Genomic DNA, 24,444 nt, shown 5'->3' with positions numbered 1-24,444 from the left:
GGGAAGAGGAGGAGGGGGTCGGTCGGTGGGGTCAGCGGGTGCGGGCGAGCGCCGCTCGGGCCGCGGGGGTCAGCGCGTCGCCGATCCGGTTCGCCAGCTCCGTCATCTCGTAGGACACCTTGCCCACGTCGCACTCGGGCGCGGCGAGCACGAGCAGCGACGCCCCGTCGTTGAAGGCCATCGAGAACATGAACCCGCCTTCGAGCTGGGTGACGTTGGAGATCACCGCCCCGGCGTCGAAGAAGGCCGCCGCGCCGCGCAGCAGGCTGACCAGGCCGCTGCCCGTCGCGGCGAGCTGGTCGGCCCGGTCCGGCGGCAGGTCCCGGGTGGCGGCCACCATCAGGCCGTCGCTGGAGATGGCGATCGCATGGCTGACCTCGGTCGCGCGCTCGGCGAAGCTGTCCAGCAGCCAGCCGAGGTCCTGGTGGTCGGTCACGTGCTCTCCCTGTCGGTCACGAGTTGCCGAGGTTGATCGGGGTGCGTCGGCGGGCCGCCACGCCGCGGGCGTACGCGGCCATCGCGGTGGCGACCTGGGCCGGGTCGCGGTACTCGGAGCGTTGCTGCGGAGCGGGCGGGGTGACGCCGCCGGGCACCAGGTGCCGCTGGGGTTGCCGTTTGGGCAGGCCGGTGGTCGTGGTCGTGGCCACCTCGGGTGTCTGCGCCTGGGCGGCGGTCCGCCAGGCGTCGTCGGCGGGGCTGGACCACTGGCGGCCGTTCGGGGCGTCCGCGACGTCGGTGTGGAACCAGTGGTTGACCTGTTCGAAGATGAGCAGCTCCTCGGTCGGCGCGTCGCCGGCGTCCACTCGGGACGTCGGATGGAACACGGGCGCCGCCGGCAGCGGCCGGGGCGCGGGGGCGCGCCCGGCGGCCGGCTCCGCGCCGGGCCGGTACGGGGGCGGTGCGGTGGCGGTGCGGGCGGCCCGCCGGGACAGCCGGCCGGGCGCGAGCAGGTACTCCTCCGGCGGCAGCGACCGGATCATTGCCGCGGGCAGCGTCGCCTCGGCGAGGGTGCCGCGTCGGGGGCCGCGGCGCAGTTGGACGCTCGCGCCGAGGCGGGCGGCGAGCTGGCCCACGACGACCAGGCCCATGGCCCGGACGGCGGCGACGTCGATGGCGGGTGGTCGGGCCAGCAGCTCGTTGAGTTGCTGCAACCGTTGCGGGGGCAGGCCCACGCCCTCGTCGCTGATCTGGACGATGACCCGGTCGCCGAGGCTGCGGCCGCTCACCCAGGTCTCGCTGCCCGGCGGTGAGTACGCCGTCGCGTTGTCCATGAGTTCGGCGAGCAGGTGCACGACCTCGTCCACGGACTTGGCGGCCACCGCCACGTCGCCGTCGACCATGCCGAGCCGGACCCGCGCGTAGTGCTCGATCTGGGACTGGGCGGCCTGGAGCACCTGTTGCAGCGGGACGTCGTGTTGGCGTACCCGGCCGACGCCGACGCCGCCGAGCACGAGGAGGCTGGCGTTGATCCGGCCCATCCGGGTGGCCAGGTTGTCCAGGGCGTAGAGCTGGTGCAGGCGGTCCGGGTCGGTCTCGTCCCGTTCGACCCGGTCGACCTGGGCGAGGACGGCGTCGACGAGTCGCTGTTCGCGTCGGCTGAGGTGGATGAAGATGTCGGCGGTGTTGGCGCGCATCACGGCCTGCTCGGCGGCGGTCCGTACGGCGGCCTGGTGCACGGCGCTGAACGCCTGGCCGAGTTCGCCGATCTCGTCGTCGCTGGACGCCTCCAGGGCGGTCGTGGACTGTTGGCGGGCCAGCTCGTCGGGGTCGACGCTGGCGCTGTCGGGGCGTTGCAGCCGGGCCACCACGGCGGGGAGCTGTTCGAACGCGACGGCGTTGGCCGCGTCGCGCAGCCGCCGCAGCCGGCGGGTGATCTGCCGGGCCACCGCCCAGGTGACCAGGGCGGTCAACACCAGCGCCAGCAGTACGCCGACCGCCTCGGCCACGGCCCGGCGGCGCTGGTCGACGTACGCGGCGCGCACGTCGTCGAGCACCGCCACGTCGACGCGTGAGCGCAGGTCGGCCAGGCGGGCGGCACGCTGCTGCGTCGTGGTGACCCAGTCGGCGGTCGCCAGGCGCAGCGGCGCGCCCGGTTGGGCGCGGTTCACCTCGTCCTGCATCCGTTGCAGGGCGATCGCCTCCTTGCCGGTGCCGGCCTGCTCCCACCAGAGGCCCCACTCGGCGGGGGCGAGCGCCAGGAACGAGAGGCTGGACTCGGTGTAGCTGGTGCGGGCCGCGGTGATGTCCTGCTGGGTGGCGGGGGTCAGCTCACCGGCCGCCACGGCCCGCAGGACGGCGACCTGCTGCTGGCCGATCGCCTCGGCGGTCTTGGACAGCGCGGCCGAGGCTCGGATGCCGTCGGCGAGCCGCGCGTTGACCACGCCGTGCGAGACGTTCTCCCGGAAGGTGATCAGGTCGGCGATCGCGATGCGGTAGCTGAACGTCATCGCGGACACGGAGGCGTGTTCCGCCGTACGGACCTGGGTGCGCAGCGGGGCCAGGCCGTCCAGCGCGGCGTCGACGCGGCGCAGGAGCGCGGCGTTGGTGTCGGTGGGCACCCGGTCGCGTTGGCGGCGGTAGCGCGCGACGGAGGCGTCGGTGGCGGCCATCTCCACGCCGAAGGCGTCCTGCTGTTCGGCGGCGGCGGTGGTGAGCAGGTCGGCGGCCGCGACCCGTTCGCGTTGCAGCCGGTACGCCAGGTCGCCGGCCTCGGCGCCGAGGCGCGCCAGCACCTCCAGGTCGCTGGCGCGGGCCGTCTGGCGGGCGCTCTCGGTCACCGCGAGGCCGGCGAATCCGATGACGGCGACCAGCGGCGCCGCCACGATGAGCCGCATCCGGCCGGCGATCTTCCAGCCGCGCTGGCGGGTCGGGTAGGGTCGGGCCGCGTGGGACCTCGTGCTCGACGCCAAGATTGACTCCCACGACTCGTCGATGACGGTCTATCCGCACCTTGCCGAATGCAAGTCCCATTCCGCCGGAACCCGCGCTCGGAGGCCAGACCTCGCGGTGGTACAAACTGGCCGTACCAGCATCTGTACCCAGAGTCAGCGACCGGTGGCGCGGCGCCTGTCGTCGGGCCGGGAGGCGCTCAGCGCTGGTCGTCGAGGTGCCCGGAGCCGTGTCGCGGCCCGGCGTCGTCCGCCTCGGGTTGGCTGCTGAGCACCTGGCCGATGAGCTCGCGTAGCTCGTCGATGGCGTCCACCACCGCGCCCGGGTCGCGCGCGTCGCGCCGGCCGCGCGGACGCGGCACCGGTGGGTCGAGATGCGCCGGGTCCGATCGTGGGCCCCGCCGTCCGTCGGCCGCCAGCTGTTCGGCCGCGACCTGCGGCCACAGGGACGCCAGGCGACCGCCGGTGTCGAGCACGTCGTCGCAGCGGACCGCGAACTCGTGGCTGCCGAAGCGTCGGCCGGACTCCACCGCCGCGACCGTCTCCCGGCTGAACCGCACCAGGTCCGCCAGGGCGCGCTGGGTCAGGCCCCGCCGGACCCGGCAGGTGCGCAGCTCCCACCGGAACTGTTGACTGGCCGCGGCGTGCGCGGCGCTCGGCGGGGGCGTGTGCTCCATGCGCTCACCTTCGGGGCACCCGCGAATCAACGGCGGGCATCAGATCGAGATTGACCGATGGGCTGGACATTCACAGGGGGCAATTCTTAACCCTTGGCACGATGGGTGTGAAGACGTGCGCGACGATGAATTGTCGCGCAATCCGCGAGAGATCCACCTGCCCGACTCGTCCGCGGGTGTCGGCAGCGTCGCACCGATAGGACCCGCAGGGCGTCGGCGGGCGCCGGCTCTGCGCCGCCGTCGTCTGCCTCGTCAGGCGACCGGTGCCTCGGCCGGGGTTGCTTCCGGCGCGTCGGCGGGCGTGTGGATGTCGATTGTCGCGAGCAGCGCGTGGTGCGCCCGGAACGAAACATTCGGGCTGAACGAGCGGTGCTGCTCGGGGGACAGACGAAGACCGGGAATGGTCGCGGCGAGACGGGTGAGAGCGACGTCGGCCTCCAATCGCGCCAATGCCGCGCCGATACAGAAATGCGGCCCGTGGCCGAACGACAGGTGGTCGCCCGCGTCGGCGCGGTGCGGATCGAACCGGTCCGGACGGGCGAACACCGACGGGTCCCGGTTGGCCGCTCCGATCATCAGCAGGCAGCGTGCCCCCGCCGGGATGGTGACCTCGCCCAGGGTGACGTCCCGGCGGGTCACCCGCAGCCAGCCGTCGATGGCGGGGGCGAACCGCAGGGTCTCGGTCACGAAGCCGGGTACGGCTCGCGGATCGTCGACGAGCGCCCGCCACCGGTGCGGGCTGGACAGGGCCGCGTCGAGCGCGTGGGCGAGCAGTCCGGCGGTGGTCTCGTGCCCGGCCACCAGGAGGTTGAAGGCGAGGCTCGCCACCTCCGGCACGGTCAGCACGTCGTCGTCATCGTCGCGGTAGGTCAGCGCGCGGCTGACGAAGTCGTCGCCGTCGGCCCCGCCGTCGAGCCGCCGCCGCACGAGGTCCTGGCAGTAGCGCCAGAACTCCAGCAGGCCCCGGGCCAGGCGTACCTGCTCGTCCGGGTCCGGTTGCCCCCAGACGAGCGCGACCTGGCCGTCCGCCCACCGCCGGATCTCCTCGACGTCGGCGTCGGGAACCCCGAGGATGTCCAGGATGACCAGCAGCGGAAGCTCGGTGGTGAAGTCGCGGACGAGATCTACCTGCCGGCCCTGCCGGGCGACGAGCCGGGACACCAGCTCGTCGACGCGGCGGCGGACGATCCGGCCGTACTCGGCCTCGGCCCGCTCCGCCGTGGTGGCGAAGGTCGCCCGCAGGGCGCGGCGGGTGCGCGGGTGCACCGGTGGGTCGGCGGCGGCGGTCGTCGGTGGCGCGTCGATCTGCGTGACGACGCTCATCGCCTGCGGGCAGACCTGGTAGACCGGGGCGAGGGTGAGGGCGTTGCCGAACGTCGTTGCGTCGGCGAGGGCGCGCCGCACGTCCGCGTGCCGACTGATCAACCACAGCCCCAGATCCTCGGCGTAGAGCGCCCGGCGAGGATCGTCGAGAATGCGTCGCCAGGTGGCGGCCGGATCGCTGAGATAGGCTCCTGAGTACGGATTCAACTGCATCGAATGCCTCCTGACACGCCGCACTACATCAGCGGCGCTCGCATTCCGTCCGTCGCGCAAGGCGGGCCGACAATGGTGGGCATCCGCCGCATGCTCCTCACGGTCCGCCGCTCCGATGCGCAAGTCAAGATTGGTGCCTATCTATTTATTGGCACGGTCAATTGTGGAATGCAGAATCGAATCGGCCCTGGCCGCCTGCATCTTGCAGCCGGGTGTTTGCCGGTCCGTCGTTTCCGCGCAAGCGGCACCCGCTGTCCACCCGGAAAGCGCGGATCCCGCCCACCCTGTCCGGGAACGATCGCGCGGGCCGCGGGGTGACGCCCCGCGCCCGCCGTCGGCCGGGGCACGGCCGGCGGCGGGCGCGGAGGCGCGGATCAGGAGTACGGGAGGCGGAGCACCGACTGGTTGCCGATGCCCAGGGTGGTCGGGTTGTTGCCGATGGCCGACCAGACCTCCACCCGGACCGTGCCGTTGCTCAACGTGCCCAACGTCCCGGTGGCCGACGCCAGGCCGGCGTTCTGGGTGTAGTGCTCGTAGCCGGGGACCGGGTCGGTGGCGAAGTAGCGCCAGGTCTCCGTCCGGTCCCAACTGCCGTTGCCGGTCAGGTCGTAGGAGACCCGCACCTGCACGCCGTTGCCGACGGCCGTGCCGGCGTCCAGGAACAGGTCGAACGCGGTCTGCGCCCCGGAGTAGGTGAGGTTCAGGCCGGTCGCCGTGAAGACCTGGGCGTTCGTCGGCGTACCGTCGTGGTTGCCGTTGGCGGCCGCGACCGTGGTGGTGGTCGCGCTACCGGCGTTGCCCAGCCCGCCACCGGCGAGCAGGTACCGCGTCGGCGAGCCCGAGCCGGGCGGCGGCGTGGTGGGCGGAGCCGTCGTGGGCGGCGTTGTCGTGGGCGGTGCCGTCGTCGGTGGCGCGGTCGTGGGCGGCGCGCTGGTCGGCGGTACGCCACCGGAGGCGTTGCCGCCGCTCCAGGTGTACGCACCGGTGGTGGCCGTCTTTCCGGCCCCCACCGTGAGCCGCGTGCCGTTGGAGAACGTCACGGTGATCGGGTTCGCGGTCGGGTTCGACGCCACGTAGGTGCGCGCGCCGTTGCGGGAGAACACCGCGCTCAGCGGGTGGTTGGCGCTGACCGTCGTGTCGACGGTGCCCAGCGCCGCGAGGTTACGGATCCAGTGGAAGGTGTGTGCCCGGCTCTCGCCCTCCTCCGGCGTGTAGCCCGGGTTGGCGCGCAGGTTGGCCAGGGCCGCGTCGGGGTCGCCGAGCGCCTGGAACTGCCACAGGATGTCCTGCCACACCGTCGGCGGCCCGCCGTTGTTGCGCACCAACTCGGCGTAGTTGGTGCGCACGTACGCCGGGTTGGCGCCGAGGTAGAGGTGGCCGCCGGTGACCGGCAGCAGGTTGATGCCCTGGATCATCTCGGGGTCGGCGCTGAACCAGGTGGCGTACGCCCCACCGTCGCCCCAGACCATGCCGACCGTGGAGTGCCCGAAGGCGGCGGGGAAGTTCTGGTCGCTGACGTCGAACCAGTACTCCTGGATCGCGGCGGCCTGCGTGGTGTAGAGGAAGATGCCGGCGTCCCGGACGGCGGTGTCGCCGGTGACCTGACCCCACTGGATCAGGGCGTTGGCGAAGTTCATCCCCTCCGAGGAGGACTCCTGGTTGTTGCCGGAGCCGAACGAGCCGTGCCCGGACGCCCAGTCGTGCCCCGCGTAGATGTCGAAGTCACGCAGGTACGGGAAGCGGGTGTCGTCGCGGCGGTAGTTGTTGGCGTCGCGGATCAGCAGGTCCACCATCCCGCCGTAGCGGCTGCCGGCGGCCCACGAAGGGTCGAACTTGGCGAGGGTCGCGGCGGCGGCGATGAAGTAGCCGTAGTGGAAGTGGTGGTCGTTGAGTTCCTGGTCCGAGCCGTACGACGCCGGGTAGCCGATCAGGGTGCCCCAGTTGGCGTCGTAGTAGAACAGCTTGCTGGTCTTGCCGGTGGAGGCGGTGAACCAGTCGGTGAGCGTGGTGCGGATCGCGGTCAGGGCGCTGTCGCGGGTGGCGGTGTCGTTGACCAGGTCGGCGATCTCGGCAATCCGGGCGGCCCGGCCGAGCCCCTTGCCGGTCCAGTACGTGTCGGTGCCGCGCTGGTCCATCGGGTTGCCCCGGGCGGCGGCGAGGTGACCGGTCAGGGTGGACAGGTCCGATCCGCTGCCGTCGCCGACGGCGGGCAACTCCGGCAGGACACCCTGGAACGTCATGGCGGTACGGAACTGGCTGATCCCGGTGAGGACCTTCATCCGGCCCCGCGCCGACGGGTAGGTCGGCGTGATCGGGGTCGAGCCGGACAGCGACTTCCACTGGTGCGGGTAGAGGCTGACCACGGTCTGCGTGGCGCTGCCCTCGCGGGCGGTGGTGGTGAAGGCGTACGTCGTGCTCAGGCCGTTGGTCGCCGGGTCGTACGAGTAGGAGACCCGGGTGCCGGTGACGTGGGCGTGCGCGTACCGGCCGTAGGTGGTGGCCAGGTCGGCGCGTTCGCCGGCGCTGCCCGTCGGGGGCAGCAGGGCCACCGAGAAGTAGCCGCGACCGGCCAGGGTGGAGGAGATGCGCCCACCGCTGACGGTCCAGCTCGCGCCGCTCGGGGCGTACGCCGCGTAGTCGTGGCCGTTGACCCGGAAGCCGATGGTGGTCCCGCTGTTCGACCACACGTCGGGGGTGCCGGACGTGCCGATCACCGCGTCGCCGCCGCTGGCCTGGAAGTAGGCGAACGGCAGGCCGTGGCCGATGGTGGCGCGCAGGGTGCGGGCCCCGTCGCTCCAGTACGGGCTGACCGTCCAGTCGGACCAGCCGTCCACCTTGACCTGGGACGCGGCGAGCCCGGCCACGCCGACGCGGATGTCCTGCACGTACGGGTAGTGGTACTCCCCGACGCCGGTCGCGGTGCCGCTGATGGCGGGCGTGGAGTTGGCCGAGAAGCCGAGACCGTCGGTGAACGTGTCGTACGAGGTGGGGTGGGCGTGCAGCGGCTCGCTGAAGGAGCAGTCGGTGCGCTTCCACAGCAGCGAGGACCACCAGTCGTTGGTGGGCACCGCGCCCGAGGGCGCGTTGGCGGTGGCGAACTGCCGGGGGTTGCTGGTCATCTGCCCGCAGCCGGTGGGAAGCGCGCCGACCGGGGTGGTGGTGTAGCTGCCGGCGCCGACTCCGGCGGCTTCGGCGGCGCGGGTGACGGGGATCGTGAGGCCACCGACGACCAGGGCCAGGACGGTGGCGGCGGCCAGCGTCCATCGGCGGTGGGGGACGGGAGGTTTCATGGTGCCTCCATCGCGCGTCCGGGCGCGGACGGTGCCGCCCCGACGCCTTGCGTCTGAATTGTGGAAAACGTCGATCGAGAGAGCGCTCTCTCAGTCGGCACGGTAATCGACCGTCGAGATTCCCGTCAATGTGTCCGTCCGGTTGCGTGCGGATGTCGCCAACTCGTCGGGGACTAGCCGACCCCGTCCAGCTCGGCGTGCAGCGCCTCCGGCGCGCGCATCCGCCACGCGTCGGTCACCAGCTCGGTGAGTCGGTCGACGTCGACCGCCGCCAGACGCAGCAACACCAGCGGCAGTCCGTCGTACCCGGGCGTGGTGAAGAAGAGCTCGGGCTCGCCGAGCAGCAGGGCCTGCTTCTCGGCCTCGTCCCCGACGAACAGCACCGCGATGTCGAGTCGGATCACCCGTGGCCGGCCCGGGACGCGCTCCGGATAGGACCAGACGAAACCCTTGTCGGCCACCCGGAAGTCGAAGCCCTCGCTGTCGATCTCGACCGTGTGGGGCAGGGCCAGGGCCAGGCGGCGGACGTCGTCGGCGTCAGCCACCGAGCCCCCGCACGTCGCGCGCCATTCGCATGCGCAGAGACTACGCACCGGGACCGACACAACTCAGCCGGACAGGTCGACGGCCGCGGCGCCCGCGACGACCCGGTCGGTCTCGCGCTGGACGTAACCAATCACCGCGGCCTGGTCCGGGTCCAGGTCCGACGGCACGGCCAACTCCACCCGGCCCCGCTCGCCGGCCAGGGGTGTCGACGCGAAGGCGCGTACCACGTTGTCCTGCCGCAGCGTCCGGCCGGCGTTCTCGCCCCGGGCGATCGCGCTGTGCAGGCCGCGCTGCACGATCGCCACGTTCACCACCGCGTCCTGCGGCGGCCGCTCGACCCGGTAGTCCAGGACGAGCGGCGCACCGCCGCCACCGACCTGCGGGACCGACAGCGTGAGCGGCGCGGCGACGGCCGACCTCAGCGCGGACGCGATGGCGCTGGCCGCCCGGCCACGGTCGGAGCCGACGAACTCGGTGGTGCCGTTGACGATCATCTGCGGGGTGTAGAGACGCCCGGAGCCGAAGGCGCGGGCGTACGCCTCCTGCCGCGCGGTGTGTGCCGCGTCCGCGAACTGGTCGGGCCAGCCCAGGTCGTCCCAGTAGTCGACGTGGAAACCGAGGGCGAACACGGGCTCCCCGCGCGTGCGGGCGTCCCGTTCGATCTCGGTGAGCAGCTCCTCGGCGGGCGGGCAGCTGTTGCAGCCCTGGGAGGTGAACAATTCGACGACGGCGACACCGCCGCCGGTCGCCCCCGGTGCGAGGTTCGTCATGGCGTGTCTCCTCCCGTGCGGGCCGCTGGCCTAACTGCGGTTCCCGTTCCCGCGCCGACGACGCCTGGTCAGCGAGGCCGTTCAGCCCCCTGCGCGCCCTCAGTAGCACAAATCCGCCGTTACGCGTGACGGTGCCACTTACGGGTAACCAGCCGCTAAGCGGGATCTTCCTCCGATAGCTTTCGAATGAGAGAAAAACTCTCATTCGTCATGAGTTGCGGCTAAGGAGATCAGTGATGAAGCGCAGCGTAGCGCTAGCGGCGGCCCTCCTGGTGGGTCTGACCAGCGCCGGAACACTTCCCGGCGCCGCCTTCGCGGATGGCGGGCCGGCGGGTGGCCACGATGACCGCGCCGGACACGGGCACCACCGGGGTAGCGAGGGCGCGGTCTTCGTCCAGACCAACAAGGCCGAGGGCAACACCATCAAGGTGTACGAGCGCGACGAGGACGGCCAGCTCAGCAAGGCGGGGGAGTACGAGACCGGCGGCCTCGGCGGCTTCACGATCGGCCCGCCGGTCGACGCGCTGGCGTCGCAGGGTTCGTTGATCTACCACCGTGGGCTGCTGTTCGCGGTGAACGCCGGCAGCAACACCGTCACCGTCTTCGACGTCGACGGCACCCGGCTGCACAAGCGGCAGGTGATCTGGTCCGGAGGTCTGCTCCCGGTCAGCGTCACGGTTCGCGACAACCTCGTCTACGTGCTCAACGCCGGCGGCGAAGGCTCGGTGCAGGGCTTCGAGCTGGACAAGGGGCGTCTGTCGCCGATCCACGGCGCCAACCGCTCCCTCGGCCTGCACAACGGCAACCCGCCCGCGTTCATGACCGCCCCGGCGCAGGTCAAGATCGATCCGGAACGCGAATTCGTGCTGGTGTCGACGAAGGCGGCCAACGTCATGTTCAGCTACGAGATCGGTCGCCACGGCGAACTGTCCCGCCACCCGGTCATCAGTGACGCCGGCTCCGCGCCGTTCGGCTTCACCTTCGACACCGAGGACTCGGTACTGGTCACCGAGTCGGGCAGCAACGAGGTCAGCCGGTTCGACCTCGACGAGGACGGCGCCCTCGACCAGGTCGGGCCCTCGGTGCCGAACGGCCAGCAGGCGCCCTGCTGGATCCAGCGGGTCGGCGACTACTTCTACGTCGCGAACGCCGGCAGCTCCACGATCAGCGCCTACCGGGTCGACGACGACGGCAAGCTCGAACTCGTCCACGCCGTTGCCGCCGACACCGGCGGAGGGGCGATCGACATGACCACCAGCGACGGTTTCCTGTACGTCCAGAACGCCGCCGCCGGCAACGTGCAGGGCTACGAGGTGAACGACGACGGTTCTCTTCGCCTCGTCACCACCGTCGAGGGCCTGCCGAAGTTCACCGACGGCATCGGCATGGAGGGCATCGCCGCCTCCTGACGATCGACACGTCGCCGGTCCCGGTCGCTTGCGGCCCGGACCGGCGACGTGTCTCCTCCCGCCCCGAACATGACAACTGTGTGACAAATCAGTCCGGCGGCCGATCGCCGGTTTCGGCGGGGCCGGGCATGGGGCAACCAGACGTCGCTGACGACAACACATTCGGAAGGGACGGCCCCCGTGGAAATCCAGGGCTTCTTCACCGCGATCATCATCGGCCTGATCATCGGCGCCCTCGGTCGCCTCGTGGTTCCCGGCAAGCAGAACATCTCGATCGTGCTCACCCTCGCGATCGGCGTGCTCGCCGCGATCCTCGGCACGCTCGTCGCCGGTGGCCTCGGCGTCGACGACACCGCCGGCATCGACTGGATCGAGCTGCTCCTGCAGGTCGTGTTCGCCGCCATCGGGGTGGCCGGCACCGCCGCCGTGCTGGGCCGGCGGCGCCCCTGACGTCCCGCTCCCTCGGGGCCCGCAGGCCCCCGCGCGCCCGTGGCGACGACCGGTCGCCACGGGCGCTGTGCTTGGATGATCCGGTGGACTTCACCGTGACAGACGTGCCCGCGCGGGAGCGGTTCGAGGCGCGCGACGAGGCGGGCGCGGTCGCCGGGATCGTCACCTACCAGCTGACCGGCGCCATCATCGCCTACACCCACACCGAGGTCGCTCCGGCGTACGAGGGCCGGGGCGTCGGCTCGACCCTGGCGCGCGCCGTCATGGACGACGCGCGCGCCAAGGGCCGCAGCGTGGTGCCGATCTGCCCGTTCCTCGCCGAGTGGCTGGTCAAGCACCCCGAGTACGAGGACATCGTCGTACGGTCCACCCGCAAGGTGAAGTGACGCCCGGCTCAGTGCCAGTCGCTGATCGGGACGTCGTCCGGCGCGGGCCTGCCGCGCCCGGTCTCCACCAGCTCCTTCAGACTCATCAGGAACGTCGCCCACTTGGTGCTGCAGTGGTGCATGAACTCGACCGGCTCACGCCAGCCCTCGTGGGCGAACAGGACGATCGTGTGGTCGCCCCGCTGGTCGAGGTGCCAGTCGACCTCGGTGCCGACCCATGCCTCGGGCCCCTCGGTGACCCGCCAGCGGACGTGGCCGCGGGGGTCCAGCTCGAGGACCCGCATGTCGAAGCCACCGACGTCACCGAACCGGAAGGTCAGCTTCCCGCCGACCTCGCCGGTGCCGACCGTGTCGGTCGTCCACCAGCCGGCGAGTCCCTCCGGGGTGGCCACCGCGCGGTAGACGTCGTCGAGCGGGGCGACCACGCCGACCCGGTGCAGGATGTCGACCATCTCATTCTCCCTGGTTGTCGGTGCGGTGACGTTCGATCGTCTCGGCGATCCGCTTGATCCGGCGGAGTCGGGCGTCCCAGGTCGCGCCGACGGCGGTGAGCTGGGCGACCGCGCGGGCCAGCTGCGCCTCGTCGACCCGGTAGTGCCGCTCCCGACCGGCGGGCGCGGAGGAGATCAGGCCCACCCGGTCCAGGACGGCCAGGTGCTTCGAGACGGCCTGGCGGGTGACGGGAAGCCGCTCGCTCAGTGACGTGGCGGTGCCGGGCCCGCCGCTGAGCAGCAGGTCGATCATGCTGCGCCGGATGGGATCCCCGATCGCCGACCAGAGGGCGTCGTCGACCATGGTGGTCATGACGCGGCGACCAGCCGGGTGACGTACGCGCCGAGGGCCGGGACGTAGTGGTTCCATCCGCCGACGTGGTCCTGGTACTGCTTCTCCAGCACGGCGACCTCCCAGCCCATCTCGCGGAAGCCGGTCTCCGTCATGCGGACCCGGGTCCCCGTCGCGGTCGGCACGAGGTCGAAGGTGACCAGCAGTGACTGGCCGGTCCGGTCCGGCTCGGTGAAGCACCACCGGAAGGAGAACCGCTTCGGCGGGTCCACGTCGACCACGGCCAGGTCGACGGTCGTCGTCGCGCCGGTCTCGGCGTCGCGCCACACCAGCTCGCCGGGAGCGCCCGGCACCGGCTCGAAGCGGGCGTCGTCGGGCCACCACTCGCGTACGTGCTCGGGCTGGCTGATGACCTCGAAGACCACCTCGGGTGAGGCGTCGACGTCGATGTCGCGTTCGATCACTCCGTACTCCATGCGTACCATCCTCTCGCAACCTTTGGTTGCGTAAAGGTACAACGGCCCGGCGGCAACGTGCAACCTTTCGTTGCATGTTGGCGTGGCGGTTCGGCGGCGGGCACGCGGCGGGCGATGACGGTACGGTCCAGGTTGGGTTGCCTGTCCGGCCCGCACCGTCGTCCCGCCACGTCCCCTGGGAGACCTGAACGATGACTGCCTCCGCGCTTCGCGCCCTGCACCACGACCGGCCCGCCGGCGACCCGCTCGTCCTGCCGAACGCCTGGGACGCGGGCAGCGCCCGGGTCTTCGCCGACGCCGGATTCGACGCGCTCGCCACGCCCAGCGCCGGCGTGGCGGCCTCGCTCGGCTACGAGGACGGCTCGACTCCGCCCGCCGAGATGTTCGCCGCGGTGGCGCGGATCGTCCGGGCCGTGTCCGTGCCGGTGTCCGCCGACGTCGAGGACGGGTACGGGCTGGCCCCCGCCGAGTTGGTTGAGCGGCTGCTGGAAGCCGGCGCCGTCGGCTGCAACCTGGAGGACTCCGAGGGGCACGCCACGCTCAAGGACCCGCAGCGGCACGCCGACTGGCTGGCCGAGGTGCGCGCGGCGGCCGGTGACGCACTCGTCATCAACGCGCGCGTCGACACGTTCCTGTTCGGCACGGGCGATCCGGCCGACGCGATCGCCCGCGCGAAGCTCTACGTGGCGGCGGGGGCCGACTGCGTGTACCCGCTGCGGGCCCCCACCGAGGTGCTTCCGGTGCTGCGCGCGGGCATCACCGGCCCGATCAACATGGCCGCCGCGCCGAACCGGGATTCGGTGGCCGAGCTGGCCCGCCACGGCGCCACCCGGATCACGTTCGGGCCGGGCCTGCAGCGGTACGCGATGGGCGCGATCGGCGACCTGGCGGCGAACCTGCGGGCGTAGCGCGGCGGTGCTCCCACACCCCGCGCCGCCACACCTGTCGCCGGAGTCCGGGCCGGGTCAGCCGTTGAAGTCGGTCATCAGCCAGCTCCGGTCGAAGGCGCGCTCGGCCAGGTCCACATGCGTGATCATGAAGTTGACGACGATCGACGTCTCCCCGAACGCGTCACCCACCTGTCCCTCGTCCAGCCAGACGGTGGCCAGCACGGTGTGCTCGGTGGCGTCGAGGATGGGGTTGTCCGCGCCGCCGGTGCTGGCGGCGCCGTAACCGCCGAGGGAGAACTCGTAGCCGTTACCGTCGAGGTACCACATCACCTCCCCGATCGCCTCCTCGACCTCGTCGTCCAGGCGAAGGTCGAACGGCGCCTCGCGCTCGTTGTCCGGAAGGCTCCAGCCGGCACGGGCGTGCAGCGGAACCGGGCCGAAGACCGGCACCCCGGGGTCCGGGCGCTCGGTCACTTCGGTGCCGGCCGGCACATGGACGACCCGGCAGGCGGTGGGCGTGAAGGTCGGCTCGACGAAGAACAGCAGCAACCCGTCGGTCGGCAGGTCGAGGTCGTGCCCGTGCGAGGGGATCGCCGCGAGGTCGAGCGTCAACACGAGACACTGCCCGGGCGGCCATTCCTGGCCCTCGGGCAACGCCGCGAGACCACCGAACCGACCAACCTCGGGCAGGCCGTCGCCCTTGAGCACCAGCTCCGTCTGTGGTCGGGCCAGCCGCACCCAGCGCTCGATCTCGTTCACCGGCACGTTCTGCTCCCGGGCTGCGCGCCGGAACTCCTGTCGTACGTCCATGGGCGGGCATTGTGCCGGAAAGATCCGACAGGCAGCGGGCCGCGACCGTGCGGCTCAGCGCGGGTCCTCAGGCGGCGTCGACGCGGGCGGCCAGGGCGTCCACGAGCCGGCGGGCCGAGCCGGCCAGGTTCCACCGGTCGGCCAGGTCGAGCAGCCGCTCCGGGTCCGCCGGGGCCGTCGGCAGCGCGGTGGGCAGCTCCGGCAGGGACACGTCCAGGGCCACCCGGACCACCGTCGGCGCGACGGCCAGGTAGTCGCGGGCGCCCGCCAGCTTGGTGCGCAGGCCCGGGGCGAAGGACGAGTCGGAGTCGTCCAGGGCGGCCAGGATGCCGTCGATGCTGCCGTACCGCTCGATCAGCCGCGCGGCGGTCTTCTCGCCGACGCCCGGCACCCCGGGCAGCCCGTCGCTGGGGTCGCCGCGCAGGGCGGCGAAGTCGGCGTACCGGTCCGCCGACACGCCGTAGCGGGCGCGGACCGCCGCGTCGTCGCAGTCGTCGAGCTTGGCCACGCCGCGCCCGACGTAGAGCAGGCGTACGCCCCGGGTGTCGTCGACGAGCTGGAACAGGTCGCGGTCGCCGGAGACCACCTCGACCGGGCCCGGCTGGGTCACCGACAGCGTGCCGAGCACGTCGTCGGCCTCGTAGCCCTTCGCGCCCACGGCGGTGATGCCGACCGCGTCGAGGACCTCGAGGATCATCGGCACCTGCGGGGAGAGTGTGTCGGGGACGACCTCGCCGCCCTGCGGGGCCACCCGGTGCGCCTTGTACGACGGCAGCAGCTCGACCCGCCACGCCGGCCGCCAGTCGTAGTCCAGCGCGCACACCATCCGGTCGGCGCCCCGACCACGGATGAGCGTGGCGAGCATGTCGAGGAAGCCGCGTACCGCGTTGACGGGCGTGCCGTCGGCGGTGCGGGCGGCGGACTCCGGGATGCCGAAATAGGCCCGGAAGTAGAGGCTGGGTGCGTCGATCAGCAGGATCGGGGATCGGTGTGCCACGCCCGACAGCCTGGCACAGCCCTCCGACGATCAGCGGTACGCCCGGCCGCGCGGCGGCGTCAGCGCCGCTCGTCGTGCCGGTAGACGGTGTCCCGGCGGGCGAGGTGCTGTACGAGGTAGCTGGTCACCAGCAGCAGGATGGCGACCACCACCTCGACCCAGGCGGCGACGCCGTCGGCCACGGTCAGGCCGATCACGAGCAGGACCAGGCCGACGAGGGCGAGGACCCCGGCCCACAGTTGCCGACGACGGCGGGTCGCCGCCCGGTTCGCGTCGTTCGAGGTCACGTCGGCCCTCCCGGTGTGGGCACCCCTGCGGGCGTCCCGATCCCAGGCTATGACCCCCGCCCCGGTCCCACCCGGAAAACCACCGTGCGGGCCGGCCCGGGGAGGGCGCAGACTGCCGCTCACCGAGCAGTGGTGACGACCGGACGCCGGCTCTCGTCGCGGTCGTGGTCGGTGAGGTCGTGCAGGCGCCGGACGGGGGAGAGCAGCAGCACCAGGGGCGCGGCGATCAGGGTCACCGCGAAGACGAACAGGGTGGCGCGTGCGCCGAGAGGGCCGGCCAGCGCGCCGGCGACCAGCCCGCCGACCGGGATGGCGCCCCAGGAGACGAACCGCACGGTCGCCATCACCCGGGACAGGAGCTCGGGTGGGCTGGCGATCTGCCGGTACGTCCGGGTGGTCACGCTGAGCACGACGGTGCCGAGGGAGAAGACGATGCTGCCGGCGGCGAAGGCGACGTACGCGGGCCAGCCGGTGCCCCCGGGGATCAGGAAGGCTCCGACGACCGTCGTGAATCCGGCGGCGACCAGCGCGCGGGCGCTGCCGAGCCGCGTGGTGATCCGGGTGGTGAGGGCCGCGCCGACCAGCGCGCCGACACCCTCGACGGCGAGCAGGACGCCGACCAGGCCCGCCGGCGCGTGCAGGTCACGGACCAGGTAGAGCGGGTGCAGCGCGAACTGCGCGCCGCAGACGAAGTTCATGGCCGTCGCGGCCCACATGCACGGGCCGATGACCGGGTGGTACGCGGCGTAGCGCCAGCCCTCGCGGATCAGCGCACCGACCGGCGGCCAGTGCTCCGGCGCGTCGACGCGGCGCGCGGGCAGCGTACGCAGGAGAGCCGCCGAGACGAGGTAGCTGGCCGAGTCGACGAGCAGGGTGGGCACCGCGCCGAGCGCCTGCACGGCGAGCCCACCGAGGGACGGGCCGCTGAGCAGGGTCGCGGCGTGGGTGGCCGAGGTGAGGCTGTTGCGCGACTGCAACTGCTCGCGCTCGACGATGCTGGGCAGGAAGGTCGAGTTGGCCACGTCGAACAGCACGTTGGCGAAGCTGACGACGAGCGCGGTGACCACCAGGTGGGTCACGGTGAGCTGCCCCCACCACCAGGCCAGTGGGATCGACGCGACGGCGAGGGCTCGGGCCACGTCCGCACCGACCTGGGCGCCGCGCAGCGGCAGGCGCTGCACGATGACACCGGCGGGTAGGCCGATCACGATCCAGGCGACGTAGCTGGCGGCGGCGATCAGACCCATCTGCCAGGCGGAGGCGTCCAGGACGGTGAGCGCGGTCAGCGGCAGGGCCACCGCGCCGACCGCCGACCCGACCAGGCTGGTCGTGCCGGCGGTCCACCAGCGCCAGAACACCCCGGCCCGTTCGTCGACGTGCATGTCGTCGGCCCCCGTCCGTCGCGCCGATGTGTTCGGTCCGGAAGTGCGTTCCAAACTGGAACTGACTATAGTCAGGTCGGGACGGAGGGAGGAAGCGGGTGCGACGGGAGGATCTCGCCGACGCGGACTGCGGCATCGCGCAGGCGCTCGGTGTGCTGGGGGACTGGTGGACGTTCCTGATCGTGCGCGACGTCGCCGGCGGCACGACCCGCTTCGACGCGCTCCAGCGCGAACTGGGCGTCAGCCGACGGGCGTTGACCGAACGCCTCGCCGCGCTGGTGGAGCACGGTGTGCTGGAACGCCGCCCGTACTCCGCGCACCCACCACGGCACGACTACCTGCTCACCGCGAGGGGCGAGGGCCTGCTGCCGGTGCTGATCGCCCTACAGGACTGGGGGACGAGGCACCTGATGGGTGACGGGGAACTGACCGCGACCGCCGACGACGCCTCCGCCGAGGCGCGACGGGTGCAGCATCTCGTCGGGCGGCGACTGCCCGAGATCGTCCTGCCCGGGCCGGACGGACGGCCGGTCCCCGTGTCCACACCGGACGAGTGGTGCGTCCTCTACCTCTTTCCGGGCGCGTACGCGCCGGGCGTGAACGCCTATCCGCCCGGCTGGGGCGACATCCCCGGCGCGCGGGGCTGCACCCTGGAGTCGACCACCTACGCCGACCGGTATCCGCGATTCCGTGACCTGGGGGTGCGGGTGTACGGCGTCAGCACCCAACGACCGGACCAACTCGCCGACTTCAGCGCGTACGCCGGGATGCCGTTTCCGTTGCTGTCCGACCAGGACGGCCGGCTCGCCGCCGCTCTGCTGCTGCCCACCTTCCGGGCCGGCGGGGTGACCCGGTTCAAGCGACTGACGATGTTGGTCGACCCGGCGTCGGTGGTGCGGGCGGTGCAGTTCCCGGTCACCGATCCGGCCGGGTCGGTCGACGAGATGCTTGCCCTGGCCCGCGACCGCACGACGATCCCCGGCTGACGCGGGCGGCGTCAACCGGGGATCGGGGCGTACGGGTCGGGTCAGGCCGGGAGCGTCCAGCGCTGGTTGGCGCCGGCGAAGCACTCCCAGATCTGCAGGCGGGTGCCGTCGGCCGAGGTGTTGTCGGTGACGTCGAGGCACTTGTTGGACTGCGGGTTGCGCAGCGTGCCGTTGGACTGCGCCTGCCACACCTGCGCGCCGCTGCCGTTGCAGTCGTAGAGCTGCACCTTCGCGCCGTTCGCCGTGGAGCCGCTGGTGATGTCGGCGCACTTGCCCAGGGCGCGCAGCGTGCCGTCGGTGGCCACGGTCCAGGTCTGCGCGGTGGTGCCGTTGCAGGTGTAGAGCTGGATGGCGGCGCCGTTGGCGGTGCTCGCGGCCGCCACGTCGACGCACTTGCCGCCGAGACCGGTGATCCGGCCGGTACGACCCGACGGCGGCGGGGTGGTGCCGCCCATGATGGTGTCGTACATGGCGCTCACCAGCGAGGTGGAGCCGGTGGTGTCCTGCGACAGCTCCCAGTTCATCACGCCGCCGGCGTTGGCCAGGGCCCACTGCGTCTTGCGCTTGACGGTCGGGATGCCGTTGTAGCACTGCTGCGCGCCGCCGGCCGTGGTGCAGTCCCGGTTGGCGTTGGCCGGGTCCAGGGCGACGAGCGCCGAGTACGTGTAGTAGCCGGGGCGGCTGTAGAACGGGATGCCGAGGACGGCCTTGCTGGCCGGCAGTCCACGGGACTTCCACAGGTTGATGCTGTTGATCGACCAGTCGTAGTTCGAGTGCGGGCTGCCGCCGTCGTACGCCATGATGTTGAGCCAGTCGACCTGGCTGAACACGGCGGTCGGCACGCCGTCGAGGTAGTACCCCTCGGAGACGACGGCCGCGGTGAGCAGCTTGCCGCGGCTGTGCATGGCACTGCTGAGCTGGGTCATGAGCTGGGTGTAGTTGTTCGCCGAGGCACCCGGGTCGGGGTACTCCCAGTCCATGTCGACGCCGTCGAGGTTGTACTGGTTGACGAAGTTGACCAGGTTGTTGACGAACGCCGTCCGGCTGCCGGAGTTGGCCGCGAGGGCTTCGAAGGCCGAGTCGTTGCCGTCGTTCCAGCCGCCCACGGCGATGGAGACCTTGACGTTGTTGGCGTGCGCCTGGGAGACCAGCGAGGAGAGTTTGCTCGGGTTCTCCACGGCGCGCAGGCTGCCGTCGTTGTTGGGCAGCACGAAGGCGTAGTTGATGTGGGTGAGCTTGTTGTACTGGATCGTGTTGACGTTGCCGGCCCACGAGGGCATGTAGCCGACGCTCTTGAAACCGTTCGGCAGCACCACGGCCTGCGCGGCGGTGGGCACGAGGGTGACGGTGGCGGCGGCGGTGGCCAGGGCGAGCAGACCGGCGCTGAGGGCGCGGCGCAGTGGTGAGGACATGGGGGCCTTCCCGTGGGCGGGGGACGACACCCGCCCACGCAGGGTGGTCGCGGGCGGGGGGTGCGGGGACGCAGGAACGGGTGGGCCTCGAGGTGGCCAAATCTTAAAGAGTGTTAACTGTCCGAGTCAATCAACGCCGATGGATTTCCGTCGCGGGACGCACGCGGCTGCCGGTGGTCCCCAAACGACCGTTAAGCTGACGGGGTGGGAACCGACGAGCTGTACCCCCCGGACCGGCTGGTCGCCGCGCAGCGCGCCACCGCCGCTGCCGGCCTGGACGCGTTGCTGCTCACCCCCGGCTGCGACCTGCGCTACCTGACCGGCTACGACGCCCACGCGGGGGAGCGGCTGACCTGCCTGGTGCTGCCCGCCGAGGGTGAGCCCACGCTGGTGGTGCCCCGCCTCGAACGGCCGGCCGCGGAGGCGTCGGTCGGCACCGGTCTGCGCATCGTCGACCACGCCGACGGCGCCGATCCGTACCCCCTGGTCGTCGCCGCCCTCGACGGCCCGGCGGCGGCGGTCGGGCTCGCCGACCGGATGTGGGCGGAGCAGGTGCTCGCCCTGCGCGCGGCGCTGCCCGGCGCCGCGCAGCACCTCGCCGGTGAGGTGCTGCGGGAGCTGCGAATCCGCAAGTCCCCGGCCGAGGTGGCGGCGCTGGCCGAGGCCGGCGCGGCGATCGACGAGGTGCACCTGCGGATGGGCGAGTGGCTGCGTCCCGGGCGCACCGAGGCCGAGGTGGCCACCGACATCGCGGCGGCGATCCGCGCCGCCAGGCACGTCAGCGTCGACTTCGTCATCGTGGCCGCCGGCCCCAACGGGGCGAGCCCGCACCACGGCACCTCGGACCGGCCGATCGGCGTCGGCGAGCCGGTGGTGGTCGACATCGGCGGCACCATGCCGACGGGCTACCGCTCGGACTGCACCCGCACCTACCTGGCGGGCGGACCCGCGCCGGCCGACTTCGTGGAGTACTACGCGGTGCTGCACGCCGCCCAGCGCGCGGCGGTGGCGGCGGTCCGGCCGGGCATCACCGCGGCGGCGGCCGACGCGGCGGCCCGGGCGCCCATCACGGCCGCCGGGTACGGCGACGCGTTTGTGCACCGCACCGGGCACGGCATCGGCCTGGACGGTCACGAGGAGCCCTACCTGGTGGCCGGGAACGACCGGCCCCTGGAGGCGGGCATGGCGTTCTCCATCGAACCGGGCATCTACCTGGCGGGCCGGCACGGTGCCCGCATCGAGGACATCGTCGTCTGCACGACGGACGGCGTGCAACGGCTCAACACCACCCCCACGGAGCTCATCGCGCTATGACTGTCGACCGGATCCTCCCCACCGACGAGGCCCACGACCTGCTGGACCTCGCTAGCGAGCTGGCCGACCGCGAGTTGGCGCCCAAGGTCGCCGGCTTCGAGGAACGCGCCGAGTTCCCCCGCGAGGTGCTGCGCACGATCGGCCGCGCCGGCCTGCTCGGTCTGCCGTACGCCGAGGAGCACGGCGGCGCGGCGCAGCCGTACGAGGTGTACCTCCAGGTGCTGGAGATCCTGGCCAGCCGGTGGCTCGCGGTCGCCGAGGCGGTCAGCGTGCACACCCTGAGCTGCTACCCGGTGGCCGCGTTCGGCACCGACGAGCAGCGCAAGCTGCTGCCGGACATGCTCGGCGGCGAGCTGCTCGGCGCGTACTGCCTCTCCGAGCCGCAGGGTGGCTCGGACGCGGCGGCGCTGAGCACCCGGGCGGTCCGCGACGGCGACGCGTACGTCCTGTCCGGCACCAAGGCGTGGATCACCCACGCGCACAGCGCCGACTTCTACAACGTCTTCTGCCGCACCGGCGGACCCGGCCCGAAGGGCATCTCCTGCCTGGTCGCCGACGCGGGCACCGCCGGCATCGCGCCGCAGGCGGCGGAGCGGACCATGGGGCTGCGCTCCTCGCCGGTGGCGCAGATCGTCTTCGACGGGGCGCGGGTGCCCGCGGACCGGTTGGTCGGCGGCGAGGGGGCGGGTTTCACCATCGCGATGTCCGCCCTGGACTCGGGCCGGCTCGGCATCGCGGCCTGCGCGGTCGGGCTGGCCCAGGGGGCGCTGGACTACGCGGTCGGCTACGCGCGGGAGCGCCAGCAGTTCGGCCGGTCCATCATCGACTTCCAGGGCCTGGGCTTCCTGCTCGCCGACGCGGCCACCCAGATCTCGGCCGCCCGCGCGTTGACCCTGGCGGCGGCGCGGCTGCGCGACGCCGGGCGGCCGTACTCGATCGAGGCGGCGAAGGCGAAGCTGTTCGCCACCGACACGGCGATGCGGGTGACCACCGACGCGGTGCAGGTGCTCGGTGGGGCCGGGTACGTGGCGGACCACCCGGTGGAGCGGTACATGCGCGAGGCGAAGGTGTTGCAGATCGTGGAGGGCACCAACCAGATCCAGCGGATGGTGATCTCCCGGGCACTCGCGAAGAGCTGAGAGGCGCCAGCGCGGGCTTCCTCGTCGCCGTCGCGCCGATTTCCCGGTAGGTTGCTCGCCGTGGAGGAGATCGACCGCGCCATCGTCGCCGCGCTGACCGCCGACGGCCGTCTGTCGTACACCGACCTGGCCGAGCGGGTGGGCCTGTCGGTGTCCGCCGTGCACCAGCGGGTGCGGCGGCTGGAGCAACGCGGCGTCGTCAAGGGGTACGCGGCCCGGGTGTCCTTCGAGGCGCTGGACCTGCCGTTGACCGCGTTCGTGGCGATCCGGCCGTTCGACCCGTCGCAGCCGGACGACGCGCCGGAGCGGCTGGCCCACCTGCCCGAGATCGACTCGTGCTACTCGGTGGCGGGGGAGGACTTCTACCTGCTGTTGGTGCGGGTGGCCAGTCCGACGGACCTGGAGCGGGTGTTGCAGGAGATCCGTACGTCGGCGAACGTGACGACCCGGACGACGGTGGTGCTGTCCACGCCGTACGAGAACCGCCCGCCGAAGATCAGTGCCGGGGCGCCTGGTCGGTCGCGGTCCCGGGGGCCGGAGGAGCCGGCTGGTTCCACCGCAGGATGACCTGCCGGCCGTGCTCGTGACCGAGCGCGCTGACCGTGGCGGTCTCCAGGCGCAGTCGTCCGCCGGCGGACGGGGGCAGCCCGATCCAGCGGGCGCCGAGCACCCGCAGGCTGTGCGCGTGTCCGACCAGGGCCACGGTGCCGCGGTCGAGCAGCGGGGTGACGCGGGCCAGCACCCGGTCGATCCGCTCGCCCACCTGGGCGGGTGACTCCCCGCCGGGGCAGCCGTCGGTCCAGATGTTCCAGTGCGGGTCGTCGTCGTGGATGTCGATGGTGGTGCGGCCCTCGTACTCGCCGTAGTTCCACTCGCTGAGGTCCTCGTCGACGGCGTCGACGGTGAGCCCGGCGAGCTGCGCGGTGCGCAGCGCGCGGGATCGGGGACTGGCCAGGACGGTGGCGAAGCGCCGGCCGGCGAGGAACGCGGCGAGAGTGCGGGCCTGTCGCTCGCCGTCGGGGGTCAGCTCCAGATCGGTGTACGAGGTGTGCCGCAGGCTGGCGCTCCAGGTGGTCTCGCCGTGCCGGATCAGCAGGAGCTCTCCCATGCGGCCAGTTAACCACCGTGGCGGCATCGCCCGGGCCGCCCTCCCTCAACCCATCTTCCTAGGATGCCTTAGGTGGTGTGCCAGCCGGCACACCACCGGTTTCAGCACCCAGAGACCGGGCAAGCGAGCAGCGACAACCGCCAGACCGAGGAGGCGCGATGAGCTTCACCGAGAAGGCAAAGAACAAGGTCGAGCAGATGGCCGGCGCCGCGAAGGAGCGGGTCGGCGACATGACCAACAACGAGCGGATGCGTGGCGAGGGCGCCAGCGAGCAGAGTGACGCGCGCGCCAAGCAGGCCGGTCAGAACATGAAGGACGCGGGTCGCAACGTGAAGGACTCCTTCACCAAGTGACCTGAGCGGTGTGAAAGGTCCCCGAGTGCGTCGTCGCCTCGGGGACCTTTCGTTCGGGGCGGCTATCGTCGCCGGGTGACGGTGCTGCGTTCGCTGGTGTTGTTCGTGCTGGCTGCCCTGGCCGAGATCGGCGGGGCCTGGCTGGTCTGGCAGGGCTGGCGTGAGCAGCGCGGCCTGTGGTGGATCGCCGCGGGTGTCGTCGCCCTGGGCTGTTACGGCTTTGTGGCGACGTTCCAACCGGACGCGAACTTCGGCCGGATCCTGGCCGCGTACGGCGGGGTGTTCGTGGCCGGTTCGCTGGGCTGGGCGATGGTCGTCGACGGCTTCCGCCCGGACCGCTGGGACCTGCTGGGCGCAGCACTCTGCCTCCTGGGCGTAGCAGTAATCATGTACGCCCCCCGCACCCCCACCCCGTAACCCCCCTCGCCGCCCCCGCCCTCTGCACCCCCCAGCCCCCCCGGCCCCGCCTCCCGCGCCGCCTCCCGCGCCGTCGATCATGGAGTCGTGGTGGGGACGAAGCGCCCGGGAGACCGTCAATCAGGCACCACAAGTCCA

Annotated in this window: 26 protein-coding genes; 10 read left to right on the top strand and 16 right to left on the bottom strand. The window is 72.2% G+C overall.

What is annotated here, in order from left to right; all coding sequences use genetic code 11:
- Positions 1 to 31 precede the first annotated feature (31 nt).
- The 7 genes from ACN263_RS14875 to ACN263_RS14845 all read right to left on the bottom strand — a co-directional run bounded on the left by ACN263_RS14875 (position 32) and on the right by ACN263_RS14845 (position 9,707).
- Positions 32 to 436, bottom strand: a complete 405-nt coding sequence (locus tag ACN263_RS14875) for a roadblock/LC7 domain-containing protein (protein ID WP_393051501.1) — start codon at positions 434 to 436, stop codon at positions 32 to 34.
- A 16-nt stretch (positions 437 to 452) separates the two neighbouring features.
- A complete protein-coding gene (locus ACN263_RS14870; RefSeq protein ID WP_422740402.1) occupies positions 453 to 2,909 on the bottom strand; it encodes a nitrate- and nitrite sensing domain-containing protein in 2,457 nt (818 codons plus the stop codon).
- A 179-nt stretch (positions 2,910 to 3,088) separates the two neighbouring features.
- Positions 3,089 to 3,565 (bottom strand): helix-turn-helix transcriptional regulator, encoded by a 477-nt coding sequence (locus ACN263_RS14865; protein WP_422740401.1) that lies wholly within the window; start codon positions 3,563 to 3,565, stop codon positions 3,089 to 3,091.
- Between the two features lie 252 nt (positions 3,566 to 3,817).
- Entirely contained in the window at positions 3,818 to 5,101 is a 1,284-nt protein-coding gene (locus ACN263_RS14860) for a cytochrome P450 (RefSeq protein ID WP_422740400.1), read from the bottom strand.
- 374 nt (positions 5,102 to 5,475) lie between these two features.
- Complete coding sequence (locus ACN263_RS14855; RefSeq protein WP_422740399.1) at positions 5,476 to 8,391, bottom strand: glycosyl hydrolase; 2,916 nt, start codon at positions 8,389 to 8,391, stop codon at positions 5,476 to 5,478.
- 173 nt (positions 8,392 to 8,564) lie between these two features.
- Complete coding sequence (locus ACN263_RS14850) at positions 8,565 to 8,936, bottom strand: MmcQ/YjbR family DNA-binding protein (protein ID WP_422740398.1); 372 nt, start codon at positions 8,934 to 8,936, stop codon at positions 8,565 to 8,567.
- Between the two features lie 63 nt (positions 8,937 to 8,999).
- Positions 9,000 to 9,707, bottom strand: coding sequence for a DUF1223 domain-containing protein (locus ACN263_RS14845; protein WP_422740397.1), 708 nt, complete (start codon positions 9,705 to 9,707; stop codon positions 9,000 to 9,002).
- 236 nt (positions 9,708 to 9,943) lie between these two features.
- Here ACN263_RS14845 and ACN263_RS14840 point away from each other — a divergent pair, with 236 nt between their 5' ends.
- From ACN263_RS14840 to ACN263_RS14830, 3 genes are all read left to right on the top strand, one after another.
- Positions 9,944 to 11,116, top strand: coding sequence for a lactonase family protein (locus tag ACN263_RS14840; RefSeq protein ID WP_422740396.1), 1,173 nt, complete (start codon positions 9,944 to 9,946; stop codon positions 11,114 to 11,116).
- A gap of 180 nt (positions 11,117 to 11,296) precedes the next feature.
- On the top strand, positions 11,297 to 11,566 hold the full coding sequence (locus ACN263_RS14835; protein ID WP_422740395.1) for a GlsB/YeaQ/YmgE family stress response membrane protein: 270 nt from the start codon (positions 11,297 to 11,299) through the stop codon (positions 11,564 to 11,566).
- A gap of 95 nt (positions 11,567 to 11,661) precedes the next feature.
- Positions 11,662 to 11,952: a GNAT family N-acetyltransferase gene (locus tag ACN263_RS14830; protein ID WP_422740394.1), complete on the top strand. Its 291-nt coding sequence runs from the start codon at positions 11,662 to 11,664 to the stop codon at positions 11,950 to 11,952.
- An 8-nt stretch (positions 11,953 to 11,960) separates the two neighbouring features.
- Here ACN263_RS14830 and ACN263_RS14825 read toward each other — a convergent pair whose 3' ends face one another.
- From ACN263_RS14825 to ACN263_RS14815, 3 genes are read right to left on the bottom strand one after another with little or no spacing between them, the layout of a single operon-like run.
- The gene (locus ACN263_RS14825) at positions 11,961 to 12,404 is read right to left on the bottom strand and encodes an SRPBCC family protein (protein WP_422740393.1); all 444 of its coding nucleotides are present in this window, start codon (positions 12,402 to 12,404) and stop codon (positions 11,961 to 11,963) included.
- Between the two features lies 1 nt (position 12,405).
- The gene (locus ACN263_RS14820; protein ID WP_422740392.1) at positions 12,406 to 12,756 is read right to left on the bottom strand and encodes an ArsR/SmtB family transcription factor; all 351 of its coding nucleotides are present in this window, start codon (positions 12,754 to 12,756) and stop codon (positions 12,406 to 12,408) included.
- On the bottom strand, positions 12,753 to 13,211 hold the full coding sequence (locus tag ACN263_RS14815; RefSeq protein ID WP_422740391.1) for an SRPBCC domain-containing protein: 459 nt from the start codon (positions 13,209 to 13,211) through the stop codon (positions 12,753 to 12,755). Before ACN263_RS14815 ends, ACN263_RS14820 begins: the two co-directional genes overlap by 4 nt.
- A gap of 191 nt (positions 13,212 to 13,402) precedes the next feature.
- On the opposite strand from ACN263_RS14815, the gene ACN263_RS14810 reads away from it, so the two are divergent.
- Positions 13,403 to 14,119: an isocitrate lyase/PEP mutase family protein gene (locus ACN263_RS14810; RefSeq protein ID WP_422740390.1), complete on the top strand. Its 717-nt coding sequence runs from the start codon at positions 13,403 to 13,405 to the stop codon at positions 14,117 to 14,119.
- Between the two features lie 57 nt (positions 14,120 to 14,176).
- On the opposite strand, the gene ACN263_RS14805 is transcribed toward ACN263_RS14810, so the two are convergent.
- The 4 genes from ACN263_RS14805 to ACN263_RS14790 all read right to left on the bottom strand — a co-directional run bounded on the left by ACN263_RS14805 (position 14,177) and on the right by ACN263_RS14790 (position 17,577).
- Complete coding sequence (locus tag ACN263_RS14805; RefSeq protein ID WP_422740389.1) at positions 14,177 to 14,911, bottom strand: DUF1963 domain-containing protein; 735 nt, start codon at positions 14,909 to 14,911, stop codon at positions 14,177 to 14,179.
- A 67-nt stretch (positions 14,912 to 14,978) separates the two neighbouring features.
- Entirely contained in the window at positions 14,979 to 15,908 is a 930-nt protein-coding gene (locus ACN263_RS14800) for a 5'-3' exonuclease (protein ID WP_422740388.1), read from the bottom strand.
- 59 nt (positions 15,909 to 15,967) lie between these two features.
- Positions 15,968 to 16,195, bottom strand: a complete 228-nt coding sequence (locus ACN263_RS14795; RefSeq protein ID WP_422740387.1) for a hypothetical protein — start codon at positions 16,193 to 16,195, stop codon at positions 15,968 to 15,970.
- 119 nt (positions 16,196 to 16,314) lie between these two features.
- On the bottom strand, positions 16,315 to 17,577 hold the full coding sequence (locus ACN263_RS14790) for an MFS transporter (RefSeq protein WP_422740386.1): 1,263 nt from the start codon (positions 17,575 to 17,577) through the stop codon (positions 16,315 to 16,317).
- Between the two features lie 98 nt (positions 17,578 to 17,675).
- Between ACN263_RS14790 and ACN263_RS14785 the strand changes: the two genes are divergently transcribed.
- Positions 17,676 to 18,563, top strand: a complete 888-nt coding sequence (locus tag ACN263_RS14785; protein ID WP_422740385.1) for a winged helix-turn-helix transcriptional regulator — start codon at positions 17,676 to 17,678, stop codon at positions 18,561 to 18,563.
- A 41-nt stretch (positions 18,564 to 18,604) separates the two neighbouring features.
- Here ACN263_RS14785 and ACN263_RS14780 read toward each other — a convergent pair whose 3' ends face one another.
- Positions 18,605 to 19,975, bottom strand: a complete 1,371-nt coding sequence (locus ACN263_RS14780) for a glycosyl hydrolase family 18 protein (RefSeq protein WP_422740384.1) — start codon at positions 19,973 to 19,975, stop codon at positions 18,605 to 18,607.
- Between the two features lie 204 nt (positions 19,976 to 20,179).
- Between ACN263_RS14780 and ACN263_RS14775 the strand changes: the two genes are divergently transcribed.
- From ACN263_RS14775 to ACN263_RS14765, 3 genes are read left to right on the top strand one after another with little or no spacing between them, the layout of a single operon-like run.
- The gene (locus ACN263_RS14775) at positions 20,180 to 21,289 is read left to right on the top strand and encodes a M24 family metallopeptidase (RefSeq protein ID WP_422740383.1); all 1,110 of its coding nucleotides are present in this window, start codon (positions 20,180 to 20,182) and stop codon (positions 21,287 to 21,289) included.
- Complete coding sequence (locus tag ACN263_RS14770; protein WP_422740382.1) at positions 21,286 to 22,428, top strand: acyl-CoA dehydrogenase family protein; 1,143 nt, start codon at positions 21,286 to 21,288, stop codon at positions 22,426 to 22,428. The genes ACN263_RS14775 and ACN263_RS14770 overlap by 4 nt, the downstream gene beginning before the upstream one ends.
- A 60-nt stretch (positions 22,429 to 22,488) precedes the next feature.
- On the top strand, positions 22,489 to 22,995 hold the full coding sequence (locus ACN263_RS14765; protein WP_422740381.1) for an Lrp/AsnC family transcriptional regulator: 507 nt from the start codon (positions 22,489 to 22,491) through the stop codon (positions 22,993 to 22,995).
- Here the strand turns inward: ACN263_RS14765 and ACN263_RS14760 are convergent.
- Positions 22,925 to 23,536 (bottom strand): histidine phosphatase family protein, encoded by a 612-nt coding sequence (locus tag ACN263_RS14760; protein ID WP_422740379.1) that lies wholly within the window; start codon positions 23,534 to 23,536, stop codon positions 22,925 to 22,927. The genes ACN263_RS14765 and ACN263_RS14760 overlap by 71 nt on opposite strands.
- Before the next feature lie 158 nt (positions 23,537 to 23,694).
- Here ACN263_RS14760 and ACN263_RS14755 point away from each other — a divergent pair, with 158 nt between their 5' ends.
- Positions 23,695 to 23,889, top strand: coding sequence for a CsbD family protein (locus ACN263_RS14755; protein WP_422740378.1), 195 nt, complete (start codon positions 23,695 to 23,697; stop codon positions 23,887 to 23,889).
- Positions 23,890 to 23,964: 75 nt separating this feature from the next.
- Positions 23,965 to 24,306, top strand: coding sequence for a YnfA family protein (locus ACN263_RS14750; RefSeq protein ID WP_422740377.1), 342 nt, complete (start codon positions 23,965 to 23,967; stop codon positions 24,304 to 24,306).
- Positions 24,307 to 24,444: the final 138 nt, after the last annotated feature.

The sequence above is a fragment of the Micromonospora sp. WMMD729 genome (genome assembly GCF_049315225.1).
In the GTDB taxonomy this organism is placed as follows: Bacteria; Actinomycetota; Actinomycetes; order Mycobacteriales; family Micromonosporaceae; genus Micromonospora.
Note: the sequence above shows the minus strand (reverse complement) of the source record. Positions and strands in the feature narration are given on the sequence as shown.

Coding starts and splice junctions, on each gene's coding strand:
- ACN263_RS14865 (WP_422740401.1), bottom strand. CDS start 3,565: ATGGAGCACACGCCCCCGCCGAGCGCCGCGCACGCCGCGGCCAGTCAA.
- ACN263_RS14820 (WP_422740392.1), bottom strand. CDS start 12,756: ATGACCACCATGGTCGACGACGCCCTCTGGTCGGCGATCGGGGATCCC.
- ACN263_RS14770 (WP_422740382.1), top strand. CDS start 21,286: ATGACTGTCGACCGGATCCTCCCCACCGACGAGGCCCACGACCTGCTG.
- ACN263_RS14805 (WP_422740389.1), bottom strand. CDS start 14,911: ATGGACGTACGACAGGAGTTCCGGCGCGCAGCCCGGGAGCAGAACGTG.
- ACN263_RS14840 (WP_422740396.1), top strand. CDS start 9,944: ATGAAGCGCAGCGTAGCGCTAGCGGCGGCCCTCCTGGTGGGTCTGACC.
- ACN263_RS14825 (WP_422740393.1), bottom strand. CDS start 12,404: ATGGTCGACATCCTGCACCGGGTCGGCGTGGTCGCCCCGCTCGACGAC.
- ACN263_RS14815 (WP_422740391.1), bottom strand. CDS start 13,211: ATGGAGTACGGAGTGATCGAACGCGACATCGACGTCGACGCCTCACCC.
- ACN263_RS14755 (WP_422740378.1), top strand. CDS start 23,695: ATGAGCTTCACCGAGAAGGCAAAGAACAAGGTCGAGCAGATGGCCGGC.
- ACN263_RS14810 (WP_422740390.1), top strand. CDS start 13,403: ATGACTGCCTCCGCGCTTCGCGCCCTGCACCACGACCGGCCCGCCGGC.
- ACN263_RS14780 (WP_422740384.1), bottom strand. CDS start 19,975: ATGTCCTCACCACTGCGCCGCGCCCTCAGCGCCGGTCTGCTCGCCCTG.
- ACN263_RS14760 (WP_422740379.1), bottom strand. CDS start 23,536: ATGGGAGAGCTCCTGCTGATCCGGCACGGCGAGACCACCTGGAGCGCC.
- ACN263_RS14855 (WP_422740399.1), bottom strand. CDS start 8,391: ATGAAACCTCCCGTCCCCCACCGCCGATGGACGCTGGCCGCCGCCACC.
- ACN263_RS14790 (WP_422740386.1), bottom strand. CDS start 17,577: ATGCACGTCGACGAACGGGCCGGGGTGTTCTGGCGCTGGTGGACCGCC.
- ACN263_RS14860 (WP_422740400.1), bottom strand. CDS start 5,101: ATGCAGTTGAATCCGTACTCAGGAGCCTATCTCAGCGATCCGGCCGCC.
- ACN263_RS14845 (WP_422740397.1), bottom strand. CDS start 9,707: ATGACGAACCTCGCACCGGGGGCGACCGGCGGCGGTGTCGCCGTCGTC.